This window comes from Gordonia sp. ALPHA1B1 (assembly GCF_005502615.1).
GTDB lineage: Bacteria > Actinomycetota > Actinomycetes > Mycobacteriales > Mycobacteriaceae > Gordonia > Gordonia hongkongensis.
In genome coordinates, this window is the sequence record NZ_SCOC01000010.1 from 40,559 (window position 1) to 55,064 (window position 14,506).

Here is a 14,506-nt window from a genome sequence, read left to right on the forward strand (position 1 = left end):
AAGGTGATTGTGTTGTGCGCGACCGTCGCACGACGACGCGTCGCGAGGTACGGCGTCCGCGGCGCGGAGTTCTGCACGCCCTTCGGGAAACGGCCGTATATGTGCACCCTGCCAGGGACGACAAACCCCCGCAACCATGCTGGTATGCGCCGCGGAGAAAGTCCTCGACTCAGCCGAGCCGGGCGAACTCCAGGATGATGTCGACGGCCCGCGCCGCGCTCTGACACGCGCCCTCCATCGTCGTGGTCCAGTCGGTGCGGGTCCAGTCACCGGCGAGGGCGAGGCCGTCGACCTCGGTGCGCTGGTCTGGGCGGAGGCCGGCGGTCCCGGGTCGTTGCGCGAAGGTCGATTTCGGCATCCGGACCACGTGGCTGTGGACCACCTGCGCGTTCGCCGCCTGCGGGAAGTAGCGGCGCAGCATGTCCATCTGCATCTCGGTGATCTCGGCGTTCGTCTTCGAGATCAGATCGTAGGACGCCGACACCGTCGTCGAGTAGAAGTAGTTGTCGCGTGGTTCGCGCCCGTGCATGCGCTGGCGGTCCCAGACCTGTTCGAGCACTCCCTCACCGCCGTAGAGGATCTCGCCCCAGTCGGTCATCCCGATCGAGCGGTCGAGATAGAGGTTCACACTGACGATGGGCACGGGGGTCAGGTTCTCGACGGCGCGATAGATCCGCTCGTGCCCGGGCACCTGGTCGAGCAGACCCTTCACGCTCCACACCGGTACCGCGCAGATGACGGCGTCGGCCGTGATCTTCTCGCCGTCGGCCAGCGTCACCCCGCTCACCGTCCCGTCGGTGACGTCGATCGACGAGACCACCGCACGGTGTCGGACCTCCACACCGGCGTCGGCGAAGCGCTTCTCGGCGCCGTCGATGAACAACGTGTCGAGATCGACGGTGGGATACCCGATCGAGATCGGCGTGCGCGTCTCCCGCGCCCGGCGGGCTCCCGTGACGAGCAGATCGGCCGGGACCTTGGCCGAGGAGATGTCGGGCTTGTCGCCGGTGAGGCCGATGACGATGCCGTCCCACAACGCATCCCGTGCCGACTGCGGCAGTCCGATGCGACGGAACCATTCGTCGGCGGTCACGTCGTCGAGCCAGTCGGGTTGCCGAAATGCCTGCCGTATCAACCTGATCTGCGCACGCGCCGTGCGCAACCGGTCGAGGCCGGTCACCCCGGGAAGGTCGCCGAGTGCGGCCCGCAGTCCGGGCAGGCCGGTGAACGCCGATCGGCGCGTCGACCCACCGGGCATCCGGACCGTCATGTGACCCGGGAAGGCCACGTGCTCCCGCGTACCGACGCTGTCCAGATAGCGCATGAGGTGCTCGTACCCGCTGGCGAAGACGTGCTGCCCGTTGTCGGGCACGTCGTCGACGGCGTGCAGCGGCATCGAGATGGTGCGCCCACCGAGCGAACCCCGACGTTCGAGCAGGGTGACGCGTTGCCCCGCCTCCGACAGCCAGACCGCCGACGCCAGTCCGGCCAGTCCCCCACCCACGACCACACAATGCATGGCGACAGATTAGCGGTCAGGGCTGACCGATACCGACTGTGCGACGAATCGTCCGGGTCCCGGCGCAGACCTCGTCAACCGGTCATCTTGACGTCCTTGGCGGCGCCGAGGACGGAGAGGGCCTGGGGCACCAGCACGAGACCGAGCACCGCCATGGCCAGGGTCCACGAGCCGGTGACGTCATGGATGGAGCCGATGATGATCGGGCCGGCCGCCGCCGCCAGGTAGCCGACGCACTGCGCCATCCCGGACACCTGGCCCGTCTGTTCGGATCCCAAGCTGCGCAGCACCATGAAGAGAAGGGCCAGACTGATCGACGAACCGGGCCCGACCATCACACAGGCCGCCCAGAATCCCGGCCAGACATCAGTACTCAGCAGACCCACGAAGCCGACGGCGCAGACCGCGATCACCGACAGGGTCACCACCCGCTGACCGGCGAAGCGGCCGGCGACGATCGGCGCGACCAGCGACATGATCAGGGCGACCACCTGCGCCGACGCCAGGACCGCACCCGCCCGCAACGGCGACATGCCGTCGTCGACGAGGTACTGCGGCAGCCAGGCCACGAACGTGTAGAAGATCAGCGACTGCGTTCCCATGAAGACCGTGATCGCCCACGCGATCGGGTTCGTCAGCAACGACGATGTCGGCGCCGCCGAGGTCACCCGGTGAACCAGGGGCAGCTGCGGAATCCAGACGACCACGGCGACCACCGCGAGCAGCGACCACGCGGCCAACGCCAGCCGCCAGTCCCCGCCGAGTGCGTCGTTGATGGGCACGCTCACCCCGGACGCGACCGCCGCCCCGCCGGAGAGAGTCATCGAATAGAGGCCGGTCATGAGCCCGGAGCGGTGCGCGAAGTCGCGTTTGATCAGCGCCGGGAGTACGACGTTGCAGGTGCCGATGGCGGCGCCGATGACCGCCGAACCCCCGAACAGGGCGGCCGGCGACGGGATGAGCCGGACGAGGATGCCGACGATCAAGACGAGCAGGGCCCCGAAGATGACCCGTTCGATGCCGAACCGGTTGGCCAGACGGGGAGCCACCGGCGCCGAGATCCCGAAGAACAGCACCGGCAGCGCGGTCAGCAGACCGGCGACGGCGCTGCTGAAGCCGGCGTCGTCGGAGATCACGCCGATGAGCGGTCCGACGGACACCACGGCCGGTCGCAGGTTCGCGGCGACCAGCATCACTCCGACCGCGGTGACGATGACCCCGACGCCGGACTTCTCGCGCGTGGACAGCGCCTGCGCACTCATCCCGACACCTCGGTGAAGTCGACGTAGGCATACACCGCCGCGCGCGCCGCGTCGGCGTCGCCGCGCTCGATCGCGTCGACGACGTCCCGATGACCGCGCGGGTGCGACTGCTCGGCCAGCGGACGTCGCAAGACCGACAGATGAGTCCGGGCGATCGCCTCGGCGATTCCGTCGTACATCGCGATGAGCAGCGCGTTGCGGGACGCGACGACGAGCTCGGCGTGGAATGCGATGTCCGCCTCGGTGTATCGATCCAGATCACCGTCGGCCATAGCGTCCTCGGTGCACGCCAGCAACAGGCGGAGACGTTCGACGTCGGCGGCGTCGCCCCGGGCGGCCGCACCGGCCGAGGCCTCGCTCTCCAGTGCACGTCGCACTTCGAGCAGATCGCGGAGCTCCGACGGCGCGGAGGTCCGCGCGATCGCACCGGCGAGTGGGCTCCGGCCGCGCACATACGTGCCGTCGCCCCGCCGGGGCTCGAGCATGCCCGCGTGTTCCAGTGCGCGCGCGGCCTCCCGGATCGTGTTGCGCCCGACGCCGAACTGCGCCACGAGCTCGGGCTCAGCAGGAATCCGCTCGCCCAGGGGCCAGGTACCGGCTGCGATCAACTCCTGCATGCGCTGCACCACGAGTTCGCTCGTTCGCTGGGGCGGGTTGATGGGTCCGGACACGCCAAACAACCTAACATCCCATGTTTGAGCGACCCGACCGGCAGCATGCCTTTCCCGGACGGGACGGCCCGTTCGATGCTTAGATGAGCCATGTCGTTCGGGGTGCGCACGAGTTGGCTGCGCGTGGGTGTCATCGGTGTGGTCGTCGGCGTGCTGCTCGGCGTGTTCGCGGGCACGCCCCCCGCCCAGGCCGCACCCGGGCCGGGCTCGCCACTGCCGTCGGCCGACCCGTTCTACCGTTACAACGCCTCACTGTCGGGCGTGGCTCCCGGAGCGGTGCTCCGCAGCCGTCCCATGCGGTTCCAGACACCCACGATGTCCACCCCGATCACCGGCTCGCAGGTGCTCTATCGCACCACCGACCAGTTCGGCGAGAGCGTGGTGACGGTCGCGACCGTGCTGCGACCGCTGATCCCGGGCCCGACGCGCCTGGTCTCGTACCACATGGCCTACGACGCGCTCGGGTCTCAGTGCGATCCGTCGTACACGCTCAGCGGGGGTTACACCAACGGCACCGCAACCGCCGAACAGGGCGTCATCGCAGGCTATCTCGCCGCCGGGTACACCGTCGTGGTGCCGGACTACGAGGGCGAGAAGCTGCAGTGGACCATCGGCCGGCAGTCGGGCTATGCCGCACTCGACGGCGTCCGCGCCGCACAGTCGTTCCTGCGGCTGCCGCGGTCGACCCCGGTCGGCCTCGTCGGATATTCCGGCGGGTCCATCCCCACGCAGTTCGGCGCCGAGGTCGCGCCGCGCTACGCGCCCGAACTGAACATCGTCGGCGCCGCCGCGGGCGGATTGCCGGTGGACCTCGCGCACAACCTGCCCTACATCAACGGCAGTGCGAAGTGGGCGGGTGTCATCCCGGCGCTCGTGGTCGCCTACCAGCGGACCTACCGGCTCGACACCTCGACGTTCCTCTCGACCCGCGGCCGACAGGTCGCCCAGGACGTCAGCGACGAGTGCATCTCGGAGTTCGCGTCGAAGTATCCGGGACTCACCAGCGCGGACATGGTCAAGCCGCCGTACACCGGTCTGCTCGACGTGCCGCAGGTGGTGCGGGCGATCAACGACAACATCATGGGACGGTCGGGCACCCCGTCGACGAGGATGCTTCTCGCGGTGGGTCACTACAACGCGATCGGGGACACCCTGATGATCACCGGTGACGTGATCGGCCTCGCGAACGAGTACTGCTCACGCGGCGTGGACATCACCTACCGGCAGCTCAACGGCCTGACCCATCAGGAGGCGTTCCTCCCGTTCGAACCGCTGGCACTGCAGTACCTCACCGAGCGGTTCGCGGGTGCCCCGACACAGAGCAACTGCGGTTCGCTGCCGCGCGGGAACAGCCTGGCGCCGCTGCCGGTGCCCTGACCAGGCGGCCTACCCCGGCAGCGTCTCGCCGCCGATCGGGGCCAGCACCTCGCCGGTGTAGTAGGACGAGAGCTGCTCGGCCGCGAAGAACACGTACGACGGTGCGATCTCGTCGGGCTGGGCCGCCCGTCCCATCGGCGCCTGGGTGCCGAAGTCCTTGACCGCCTCGGCCGGCATCGTCGCCGGGATCAGCGGCGTCCAGACCGGGCCCGGCGCGACGCAGTTCACGCGGATCTTCCGTTCCATCAGCGCCTGCGCCAGCGAGTAGGTCAGGGCCAGCACCGCGCCCTTGGTGGCCGAATAGTCGATGAGGCTGTCGTTGCCACGCAGACCGTTGATCGACGACGTGTTGATGATGACGCCGCCGCCGGTCAGGTGCGGCACCGCCGCTCGCGTGGTGTGGAAGAAGCTGTCGATGTTGACGTCGAAGGTGCGCCGCCACTGCTCCGGCGTCAGCTCCAGGAAGTCGTCCACGATCTCCTGGTAGGCGACGTTGTTCACCAGAATGTCCAATGCGCCGAGTTCGTCGACGGTCCGCTTCACGATGTCGGCGCAGTGCGCCGGGTCGGCGAGGTCGCCGCGGTACGCGCGGGCCTGCCGTCCTTCGGCCTCGATGAGCTCGACCGTGTGGCGGGCGTCGTTGTCTTCCTCCAGGTACGCGATGGCGACATCGGCGCCCTCCTTGGCGAAGGCGACCGCGACCGCACGGCCGATACCCGAGTCGCCGCCCGTGATGAGGGCGGTCTTGCCGGCCAGCAGATCGCGGCCGCGATAGTCACGCATCTCGTCCCGGGGACGTTCGCCCATCTCGTCGGTCTCACCGGGGTAGGAGATCGTCTTCGGTTCGTGCTCGGGGTTCTGGTCGCTCATGATCGAGATGGTGCCCGCTGAGAAGCGTGCGGAAACATCGGCGCGGACCGGGGCGCGGACGTCGTCAGGGGTTCTGGTCGGGGATCTCCTGGTCGAGTTTCTCGTCGAGGGACTCGCCTTCCCGCTGTTCCCGGGCGGTCGTGCCGGTCCGATCACTGGCCGACCAGTCCTCGGGCGGGTCCATCCCCTCCTCGAGCGGGTCCTGACCGAGCCGGTCCTCGTCGAGATCCTCCAAACCGGCTGTCGACGTCAGATCGGGGTTGATGCCCTCAGATGCCGCTGTCGCACTGTCGCCCACGTTGTCGGTACTCATTCTCGTCCTCCTGGCCGTAGCCGAGATCGGTGTCGGTCGGGGTCGGGGTCTCACCGCCGGCCCGGGGTACCGCACATACCCGGCCGACACGCCACCGAAACGATCTCCGCGAGTCCGACTCCGGGGACACGCACCGGGTCGATTCCCGCCGGGTGCGCCAGCCAGGTAAGCTCATCTTTCGCCCGAGACCGCTGGCATTCCTGTTGATTTGTGGTTTGTAGGGGTGAGGGTGACAGACGCCAACGATCACACCGCCGGCGAGTCCCGTATCAGTCACGTCGGCAGCTTCCGGTTCCTCTTCGACACCCAGGAATGGGAGTGGTCCGACGAGGTCGCCGAGATGCATGGTTACCGGCCCGGTGAGGTCACTCCGACGACCGAGCTGATCGCGGGGCACAAGCACCCGGACGACCGGCAGTCGTTCGAAGAGCTGCTCGCGACGATGCTCGACCGCCGGATCCCGTTCTCGAGCCGCCATCGCATCGTCGACACCAAAGGTGAGGTCCGCCACGTCGCGGTGGTGTCGCAGCAACTCACCGACGAATCCGGCGCCGTGATCGGCGCCGAGGGGTTCTATCTCGATCTGACGGCAATCGAGGAGAAGGCCGTCAAGGACCGCGTCGACGAGCACGTCGCGCGATTCCGCGAGCACCAGGGCGTCATCGAGCAGGCCAAGGGCATGATCTCGCTGGCCTACGGCGTGAGCGCCGATCGCGCGTTCGAGGTCATGCGCTGGCGTTCGCAGACGGCCAACGTCAAGGTGAACGAGCTCGCGCGGTCGATCGTCACCGGCGTCCACCGGTACGTGGTGCTACCGGACCCGGTCCGGCAGTCGTTCGACCATCTGCTGCTCAACGCACACCGCTCCGACAACGAGAACGCCTCGTCCTCGAAGTAGCACCGACGCACCACCGTTCATCGCCTCCACGGGCGGTTTCACCGCCGACATTCCGGGGTATCCGCACCGGCACGAGATAGGTGCCGGAAACCGGCAGTCATCTGCGGCTCGCCGAAGCCGCGATCGTGCAGGCCCGGTTGAGAACACAGCCGTTGCGACCCTAGTGAACGGATGTGGCAGTGAGCAGTGCGCAGCCAGGCGGAACAGCAACCCTCGAGACAACGGGGTCGAACACGACACGAGGTCTGTCGACGATGTCGGCGGGCCTCGGTTCGCGGAGGGGCGGTGCGACCCGCGTGCGCGTCGCGTCGGTGCCGCACTCCCACGTGTACGTCCGCCACCTGTCGCCGCTGAACGGTACGGTCAGCGGGCTCGACACCGGCCCGGTCTCGGTCGTACGCCTGCCCGACCCGGTGCCGGCCGACGGCGCCAAGGTGCCGGGCGGCTGGTGGCCCCCGCTCATGCTCGACCCCGCGTGGATCGCCCGCAACCACAACGAGTTCGACGTCTTCCATCTCCACTTCGGGTTCGACGCCGTCGAGCCGGCCGTGATGTCGAAGGTGATCGACGAGCTGCGCACCCACGGCAAACCACTCGTGTACACGCTGCACGATCTGCGCAATCCGCATCACCCCGAACCGGGACGCCACGAGGAGGTCTTGGACATCCTCGTACCGGCGGCGGATGAGGTCATCACCCTGACCCCCGGCGTCTCCCGGGAGATCGCGCGCCGCTGGCAGCGCAAGGCGACCGTGCTGCCTCACCCGCATGTCGTGCCGCCCGGCCGATTCGGTCCGCGCGCGCCGCACGCCGACGACTTCGTGGTGGGGGTGCACGCCAAGAGCATCCGCGCCAACATGGATCCGCTGCCGGTGATCATGACCCTGCTCGAGGCGGCCGCGGACTACCCGGACATGACGGTTCAGATCAACCTCCACGACGAGGTGTTCGTCCCCGGAAAGCACGCATACAACCCGGACTTCGGCACCACGGCGCTGGCACTCTCCCGGCACCCCTATGCCCGCGTGCTCGTACATGAGTACTTCACCGATGATCAGTTGTGGGACTATCTGCGGAGCGTGGACGTGTCGGTACTGCCGTACCGATTCGGCACCCATTCCGGGTGGCTCGAGGCCTGCCACGATCTCGGAACCACCGTGATCGCGCCGAGCTGCGGCTTCTACCGCGAGCAGCAGGACTGCCTGTCCTTCGAGTTCACCGAGGACACCTTCGATCCGGACTCACTCGTTTCTGCTCTGGCACAGGCATATTCGGCTCGTCCCGCGGCGGCCTCGTGGCCCGACCGGCGCGCGCAGCGCGAGTCGCTCGCCGAGCAGCACGCCGCCCTCTACACCAGGGCTCTGGATGCGTGACACGTTGAGGATCGCCATCGTCGCGTCGAGCCGCTACCCGATCGCGCAGCCGTTCGCGGGCGGACTCGAGGCCCACGTCTGGCATCTCACTCGCGCCCTCACCCTCGCCGGTCACGAGGTCACGCTGTTCGCGGGCGCGGGCAGCGATCTGCCGGTCGACTCGGATCGCCTGCGCGGCGAGTTGTTCGAGCCCTCCGCGGCCGCACGCTCGGATGTGTCGATGCCCCAACTCGAAGCACTGCAGGATCATCACGCGTACCTGTCGCTCATGCTGTCGTTCACCAACAACCCCGGCGACTACGACGTGATCCACAATCACAGCCTGCACTACCTCCCGGTCGCCATGGGTCCGGCCGTCGAGACCCCGATGGTCACCACGCTGCACACCCCGCCGACGCCGTGGCTCGAGTCCGCGCTGACCCTTGCGCCCGGTACGCGTTGTGTCGCCGTCAGTCGGCACACGGCACAGTCCTGGTCGCATGTGCTCGGCGAGATCCCGGTGGTGCACAACGGGGTTCAGTTGGACCGCTGGCCCGCCGGCCCCGGCGGAGACGACCTGGTGTGGTTCGGCCGGTTCGTACCGGAGAAGGGCGCCCACCTCGCGATCGAGGCTGCCCAGCGCGCGGGCCGTCGGCTCCGGTTGGCCGGACCCATCAGCGACACAAGGTATTTCGAGCAACAGATCGCCCCGTCGCTGGGCGGTCTCGTCCACTACGAGGGACACCTCCACCAGCACGACCTGGCGCGATTGGTCGGCTCCTCCGGCGTGACACTGGTGACCCCGGTGTGGGACGAGCCATACGGCCTCGTGGTGGCCGAATCCCTCGCCTGCGGCACCCCGGTGGCGTGCTTCGCCCGTGGCGGCATTCCCGAGATCGTCGGCGAGCACGCCGGCGTCCTCGTGCCGCCGGGCGACATCGACGCGCTGGCCCTCGCGGTGGACGATGCGCTCACCCTCGACCGGGGCCTTGTGCGTCGGCGCGCGGAGGACCACTGCACGGACATCGCGATGATCGATCGGTACCTCGACATCTACGCCGATCTGGTCGCCGGGCGGCCGTTGGCCGACTCCTCGCTCCCCCGGGAGGTCGGGGTGTGATCGGTTACTACGTGCACCATCAGGGCCGCGGACACTGTTCCCGGGCCACCGCCGTCGCCGGCCACATCGGCACCGACGTCGTCGCGCTGACCAGCGCGTCGCTGACCGCCCCGGTGTTCAGCGAGGTGATCACCCTCGAGCGCGACGACTCCGACCCGCAGCCGCGGGACGTCGACGCCGGCGGCCTGCTGCACTGGGCCCCACGGCACGACGGCGGACTACGGACACGCATGGCGCAGCTGGCCGAGTTCGTCGAGACGCGCCGACCGGCCGCCGTCGTCGTCGACGTATCGGTGGAGGTCACCCTCTTCCTCCGGCTGATGGGCGTGCCGGTGATCGTGACGGCGCAGCCCGGCGTTCGCGACGATCTGCCGCATCAGCTCGCCTACCGGGCGGCCGATGCGATCATCGCGCCCTGGCCCGCCGAGCTGTATCAACCGGACTGGCTCCGGGAGCATCTGCCGAAAACAGTCTTCACCGGCGGTATCTCGCGGTTCGACGGACGACTCCCCGTGTCCCACCCCACCTTCGCCGCCGACATCCTCGTCGTCACCGGCGCGGGCGGGGTACCGGGTGCCCCGCATCCGGCGACCACACTCGGCGAGGAGCTCCCGGAGCACACCGTCGTCGGGCTCGGACCCGCCTTCGGCACCTGGGTCGACGACCCGTGGCCCTTCCTGTGCAGTGCGCGGGTGACCGTCATCGGCGCGGGTCAGGGAAGCGTGGCCGACGCCGCCGCGGCCGGGCGCCCGGCGGTGGTCATCCCCGAGGACCGACCCTTCGCCGAACAACGGGCAACCGGCACCACCCTCGCACGCTCCGAACTCGCTCTCGTCACGTCGTCATGGCCGTCCACCGAACGCTGGCGCTCGATCCTCGACACCGCCGGGAGTTCGTCGCCGGAATGGTCGCGGTGGCACACCGCAGGCGCCGCCGAACGTGCGGCGCGGGCGATCGAGGCGGTCGCGCACCGATGACCGGCGTCCCCGAGGTGGTCGCCGTCATCACGATCGTGTCGGGGCGGCACCGCCACCTTCGACGACAACTCGAGGCGTTCGCCCATTCGACCCGGCGGCCCGACCTGCACTTCGTGGTGGCCATGGACGACCCCGGCATCACCTCTGTCACCGACGGGCACCCGGTGGAGGTCATCCGGTTCGCCAGCGACGACCCGGACACCCTGCAACTCGCCGATGCCCGGAACGCCGGCGCCACGGCCGCCATGACCGCGGGGGCCTCGCTCTTGGTGTTTCTCGACGTCGACTGCATCCCCGGCCCGGACATGCTCGAGCGCTATCTCCGCTCCTGCACGGCCACACCGGACCTGAAAGTCCTCTACTGCGGCCCGGTCACCTACCTCCCCTGCGACCAGCCGACCTTCGATGCGCGCGAGCTCGCCCGGTTCACCGATCCGCACCCGGCGCGTCCGTCACCGGGAACCGGGCAGACACAACTCTCATCGGAGCTGATGCTCTTCTGGTCGCTGTCGTTCGCGGTCCGGGCGACCGATTGGCTCGCCCTGGGCGGCTTCCACCCCGGCTACCGCGGTTACGGCGGCGAGGACACGGACTTCGCGATGTCCGCGCGCGACAACGGGTTTCGGATCGCCTGGGTTGGTGGCGCACACGCCTACCACCAGCACCATCCGGTCTCGAACCCGCCGGTCGAACACCTTGCGGACATCCTCCGCAACGCACGGGTGTTCCACCGGCGATGGGGCACCTGGCCCATGGAGGGGTGGCTGCGCGCGTTCGCCGACCGCGGCCTGGTCGCCTACGACACCGCAGGCGACGAGTGGCTCCGGGTCAGCGACGGAACTTCGAGAACCCGATGACGACGCCGCGGGAGGCGGCACCCGGGAGCGGTTCGTCGTAGGAGATCGTGTGAGTGTCGGTGACGGTCTGCACGATCCGCCATCCGAAAGTCGACTGCTTCAGGGTCACGTCCGGGACGAGCTCCCCCCGGATCTCGCCGATCACGCCCTGCGACGACATGTGCAGGGTCAGTTCGATGGACGACTCCTCAGCGGCGGCGGAGATGATCTGCGAGCAGATCTCGTCCACGGCCACCTTGGCGTCGATGACGTCGTCAAGCGCCCAGTCGTCGATGTACAGCGCGGTCTCGACCAGAGCGCGCACCAGCGCGAGACGATCGGTGGCGGCCGGAACCCGCAGGACCGTCGGCGTACCGCCGTCGATCGATAGCTGGGACGTCGCGTCGGAATCGGTCATCAAATGAGTCTTCTTCGCCCGTTGATTGGTGGTGCCGATCTCGGCTGGTCTGGTCATGAGTGCCCCGTGATTCCGTGTTCCAAACCGCGGCCGGAGGACCTTGCCGCGCTGAACGTGCCCCCCCGAACACGTGTCGACACGTTAGCAGAGCGTTTACCCAGATCATGACTCGATGAGATTCACGTCTCCATCCGTCCCATGACCGACGCGGGCGCGGTGGGGCGACGTTTCATCGCCGGCCGCTCGCGGTAAACCCTCCGCACCGAGGCCGGTGTCGAGCACGCCGGCCACCGAGCCCGACCAGACAGCGCAGGGAGTGCACCATGCCAGATCTGACACCTGAACGAGAAGTCGCGTCGCGTGAGGCCATCGCGCGGCGCCCGGCACGAAAGTCGCGAGGACTGAAGGCCGTCGGCCTACTCGGCTTCGTCTGCCTCGGACTGATGCTGGTGCTCGCCGGCATCGCCATCGCCGCCGGTGCGAGCGACCGCGATGCGACGGTGTGGCTGGCGGTCGGCGCCGTCGTCATGGGTCTGCTCGCGATCGGACTGCTGATCGGCAGCCGCGTCCTGCTGCGACGTCGCGCAGCCCGGGACGGCGATCGGGCCCATCAGGACCCGATCCAGCCCGAGACCACCGCCGAGGAAGCCGAACGCTATGAGGAGCGGTTCCACGACTTCCCGGTGGAACACGCCGGAAAGAGTGAACGAGGACGAGACGACCGCCTCGAGGAGATTCGCGAAGAGCGTCGAGCCGACAACGGAAAGGCCTAGAGAATGCGTGCAGTGACCTGGCAGGGCAAGCGAAACGTCTCGGTCGAGACGGTGCCCGACCCGAAGATCATCGAACCGACCGACGCCATCATCAAGGTCACCTCGACCAACATCTGCGGGTCGGACCTCCACCTCTACGAGGTTCTCGGTCCGTTCATGCAGGCGGGCGACATCCTCGGGCACGAGCCGATGGGGATCGTCGAGGAGGTCGGCAGCGACACCGGCGACCTGCGGGTCGGCGACCGTGTGGTCATCCCCTTCCAGATCTCCTGCGGCTCTTGCCTTTTCTGCAACGAGGGCCTCATGACGCAGTGTGCGACGACCCGCGTCACCGAGCAGGGGATGGGCGCCGCGCTGTTCGGCTATTCCCAGCTCTACGGCTCCGTGCCCGGTGGGCAGGCCGAGTACCTCCGGGTGCCGCAGGCCCAGTTCACCCACATCAAGGTGCCGCTGGAGAAGCCCGACTCGCGGTTCGTCTATCTCTCGGACGTGTTGCCGACGGCCTGGCAGGCCGTCACCTACGCCGAGATCCCCCAGGGCGGAACCGTCACGGTGCTGGGCCTCGGCCCCATCGGCGACATGGCTGCCCGCATCGCCGCGCACCAGGGAGCGCGGGTCATCGGTGTCGACCGCGTGCCCGAGCGACTCGCCCGGGCGGAGGCCCGCGGCATCGAGACCGTGAACTTCGACGCGGTCGACAACGTCGGCGACGCCATCCGCGACCTGACCGGAGGACTGGGTACCGATTCGGTCATCGACGCTGTCGGGATGGAGGCCCACGGGTCGCCGGTCAACAAGGCGCTGCAGAGCGTCGTCGGCCTGCTGCCGGACGCCGTCGCCCGCAAGGCGATGTCGGAGGTGGGTACCGATCGGCTGGGCGCGCTCTACTCGGCGATCGACATCGTCAAACGCGGCGGCACGATCTCGCTCTCCGGGGTCTACGGCGGCGCGGCCGACCCGCTGCCGATGCTGACCATGTTCGACAAGCAGATCCGGCTGCACATGGGTCAGGCGAACGTGAAGCGCTGGGTCGACGACATCATGCCGCTGCTGACCGACGACGACCCCTTGGGCGTCGACACCTTCGCCACCCACGAACTACCGCTCAGCGAGGCACCGAAGGCCTACGAGACATTCCAGAAGAAGGACGACGGAATGGTCAAGGTGATTCTCAAGCCGTGAACCCGCGTGGCGTGCCGCGGCCCTTCGTCGCGGCACGCTCGCTGTCGGCCTGCGATCCCGGCCTGGAGTTCTCGTCATCGTCATCGACGACTTCCGATCGCAAGGTCTCGAGAATCCGCGTCAGCAAGCGCGACACATGCATCTGGGAGATCCCCACCTGACGCGCGATCTCGCTCTGCGACATGGACTTGAAGAACCGCAACGTGAGGATGGTGCGCTCGCGTTCGGTCAGCCGCTCGAGGGCCGGCTGCAGCGTGACGAATTCTTCGACGAGTTCCAGTCGCGCGTCCTCGTCGCCGAGGGTGTCGGCCAGCGTCCAGCCGTCGGTCGACGAACCGGCTTCGGCATCGATCGAGCTCGCCGTGTAGGCCGACCGGGCGACCATGCCCTCGATCACCTCGCTGACGGGCAGCCCGAGGTGCTGGGCGATCTCACTCGGGCGCGGCGACCGTCCGAGGGACTGCAGCAACTCCTCGCTGGCCTTGGCGATGTTGAGCGACGCCTCCTGGGCCCGGCGTGGCACGCGGATGGACCAGGTGCTGTCGCGGAAGTAGCGCTTGACCTCGCCCATGACGGTCGGGACCGCGAAGGCCAGGAAATTATTGCCTCGTTCGACGTCGAAACGGTCGACGGCATGCATGAGACCGATCCGCGCCACTTGACGCAGGTCGTCAATGGGTTCCCCGCGCTCCGAGAAGCGCCTGGCGACATGGTCTGCCAGGGGCAGGCACCTCGCGATGACGTCCTCCCGCAGCCGGGCACGACGAGCGTCGTCCTTCTCCTCGTGCATGGTCCGCAGAGCCGGAAGGACATCACTGTAATCGTCGTGATCGCCCCGGTCACCCGACGCCATTCTCACCACCAGACTTCGAAGACAGCTCGAGATCGATGCGCAGACCTCGTGCCGCATCCAGAACAGGACTGATGTGCGCACCGGG

At 68.3% G+C, this 14,506-nt stretch carries 15 protein-coding genes; 8 read left to right on the forward strand and 7 right to left on the reverse strand.

From position 1 onward, the window contains the following. Positions 1 to 169 precede the first annotated feature (169 nt). From hpnE to FFS52_RS09080, 3 genes are all read right to left on the reverse strand, one after another. Entirely contained in the window at positions 170 to 1,519 is a 1,350-nt protein-coding gene (gene hpnE / locus FFS52_RS09070; RefSeq protein WP_137809456.1) for a hydroxysqualene dehydroxylase HpnE, read from the reverse strand. A 74-nt stretch (positions 1,520 to 1,593) separates the two neighbouring features. Next, the gene (locus FFS52_RS09075) at positions 1,594 to 2,781 is read right to left on the reverse strand and encodes an MFS transporter (RefSeq protein WP_137809457.1); all 1,188 of its coding nucleotides are present in this window, start codon (positions 2,779 to 2,781) and stop codon (positions 1,594 to 1,596) included. Further along, on the reverse strand, positions 2,778 to 3,452 hold the full coding sequence (locus FFS52_RS09080; protein ID WP_137809458.1) for an FCD domain-containing protein: 675 nt from the start codon (positions 3,450 to 3,452) through the stop codon (positions 2,778 to 2,780). The genes FFS52_RS09075 and FFS52_RS09080 overlap by 4 nt, the downstream gene beginning before the upstream one ends. Before the next feature lie 90 nt (positions 3,453 to 3,542). Between FFS52_RS09080 and FFS52_RS09085 the strand changes: the two genes are divergently transcribed. Beyond that, a complete protein-coding gene (locus tag FFS52_RS09085; protein ID WP_137809459.1) occupies positions 3,543 to 4,829 on the forward strand; it encodes a lipase family protein in 1,287 nt (428 codons plus the stop codon). Between the two features lie 9 nt (positions 4,830 to 4,838). Here FFS52_RS09085 and FFS52_RS09090 read toward each other — a convergent pair whose 3' ends face one another. Together FFS52_RS09090 and FFS52_RS09095 are read right to left on the reverse strand one after the other, a co-directional pair. Next, the gene (locus FFS52_RS09090) at positions 4,839 to 5,699 is read right to left on the reverse strand and encodes an SDR family oxidoreductase (RefSeq protein WP_137809460.1); all 861 of its coding nucleotides are present in this window, start codon (positions 5,697 to 5,699) and stop codon (positions 4,839 to 4,841) included. Between the two features lie 64 nt (positions 5,700 to 5,763). Beyond that, positions 5,764 to 6,012 (reverse strand): hypothetical protein, encoded by a 249-nt coding sequence (locus tag FFS52_RS09095; protein ID WP_137809461.1) that lies wholly within the window; start codon positions 6,010 to 6,012, stop codon positions 5,764 to 5,766. A 229-nt stretch (positions 6,013 to 6,241) separates the two neighbouring features. On the opposite strand from FFS52_RS09095, the gene FFS52_RS09100 reads away from it, so the two are divergent. The 5 genes from FFS52_RS09100 to FFS52_RS09120 all read left to right on the forward strand — a co-directional run bounded on the left by FFS52_RS09100 (position 6,242) and on the right by FFS52_RS09120 (position 11,216). Next, complete coding sequence (locus FFS52_RS09100) at positions 6,242 to 6,910, forward strand: PAS and ANTAR domain-containing protein (protein WP_058249731.1); 669 nt, start codon at positions 6,242 to 6,244, stop codon at positions 6,908 to 6,910. A gap of 254 nt (positions 6,911 to 7,164) precedes the next feature. Then, positions 7,165 to 8,283, forward strand: a complete 1,119-nt coding sequence (locus tag FFS52_RS09105) for a glycosyltransferase (protein WP_137809462.1) — start codon at positions 7,165 to 7,167, stop codon at positions 8,281 to 8,283. Continuing rightward, complete coding sequence (locus tag FFS52_RS09110) at positions 8,276 to 9,382, forward strand: glycosyltransferase family 4 protein (protein ID WP_137809463.1); 1,107 nt, start codon at positions 8,276 to 8,278, stop codon at positions 9,380 to 9,382. The genes FFS52_RS09105 and FFS52_RS09110 overlap by 8 nt, the downstream gene beginning before the upstream one ends. Then, entirely contained in the window at positions 9,379 to 10,359 is a 981-nt protein-coding gene (locus FFS52_RS09115; protein WP_137809464.1) for a hypothetical protein, read from the forward strand. Before FFS52_RS09110 ends, FFS52_RS09115 begins: the two co-directional genes overlap by 4 nt. After that, positions 10,356 to 11,216, forward strand: a complete 861-nt coding sequence (locus tag FFS52_RS09120; protein WP_137809465.1) for a galactosyltransferase-related protein — start codon at positions 10,356 to 10,358, stop codon at positions 11,214 to 11,216. Before FFS52_RS09115 ends, FFS52_RS09120 begins: the two co-directional genes overlap by 4 nt. Here the strand turns inward: FFS52_RS09120 and FFS52_RS09125 are convergent. After that, complete coding sequence (locus tag FFS52_RS09125) at positions 11,188 to 11,613, reverse strand: hypothetical protein (RefSeq protein WP_058249946.1); 426 nt, start codon at positions 11,611 to 11,613, stop codon at positions 11,188 to 11,190. The genes FFS52_RS09120 and FFS52_RS09125 overlap by 29 nt on opposite strands. 323 nt (positions 11,614 to 11,936) lie before the next feature. On the opposite strand from FFS52_RS09125, the gene FFS52_RS09130 reads away from it, so the two are divergent. Together FFS52_RS09130 and FFS52_RS09135 are read left to right on the forward strand one after the other, a co-directional pair. Beyond that, positions 11,937 to 12,386: a hypothetical protein gene (locus FFS52_RS09130; protein ID WP_078113777.1), complete on the forward strand. Its 450-nt coding sequence runs from the start codon at positions 11,937 to 11,939 to the stop codon at positions 12,384 to 12,386. A gap of 3 nt (positions 12,387 to 12,389) precedes the next feature. Beyond that, a complete protein-coding gene (locus FFS52_RS09135; RefSeq protein ID WP_137809466.1) occupies positions 12,390 to 13,568 on the forward strand; it encodes a zinc-dependent alcohol dehydrogenase in 1,179 nt (392 codons plus the stop codon). Here FFS52_RS09135 and FFS52_RS09140 read toward each other — a convergent pair. Beyond that, on the reverse strand, positions 13,558 to 14,421 hold the full coding sequence (locus tag FFS52_RS09140) for an RNA polymerase sigma factor SigF (protein WP_068970828.1): 864 nt from the start codon (positions 14,419 to 14,421) through the stop codon (positions 13,558 to 13,560). The genes FFS52_RS09135 and FFS52_RS09140 overlap by 11 nt on opposite strands. Positions 14,422 to 14,506: the final 85 nt, after the last annotated feature.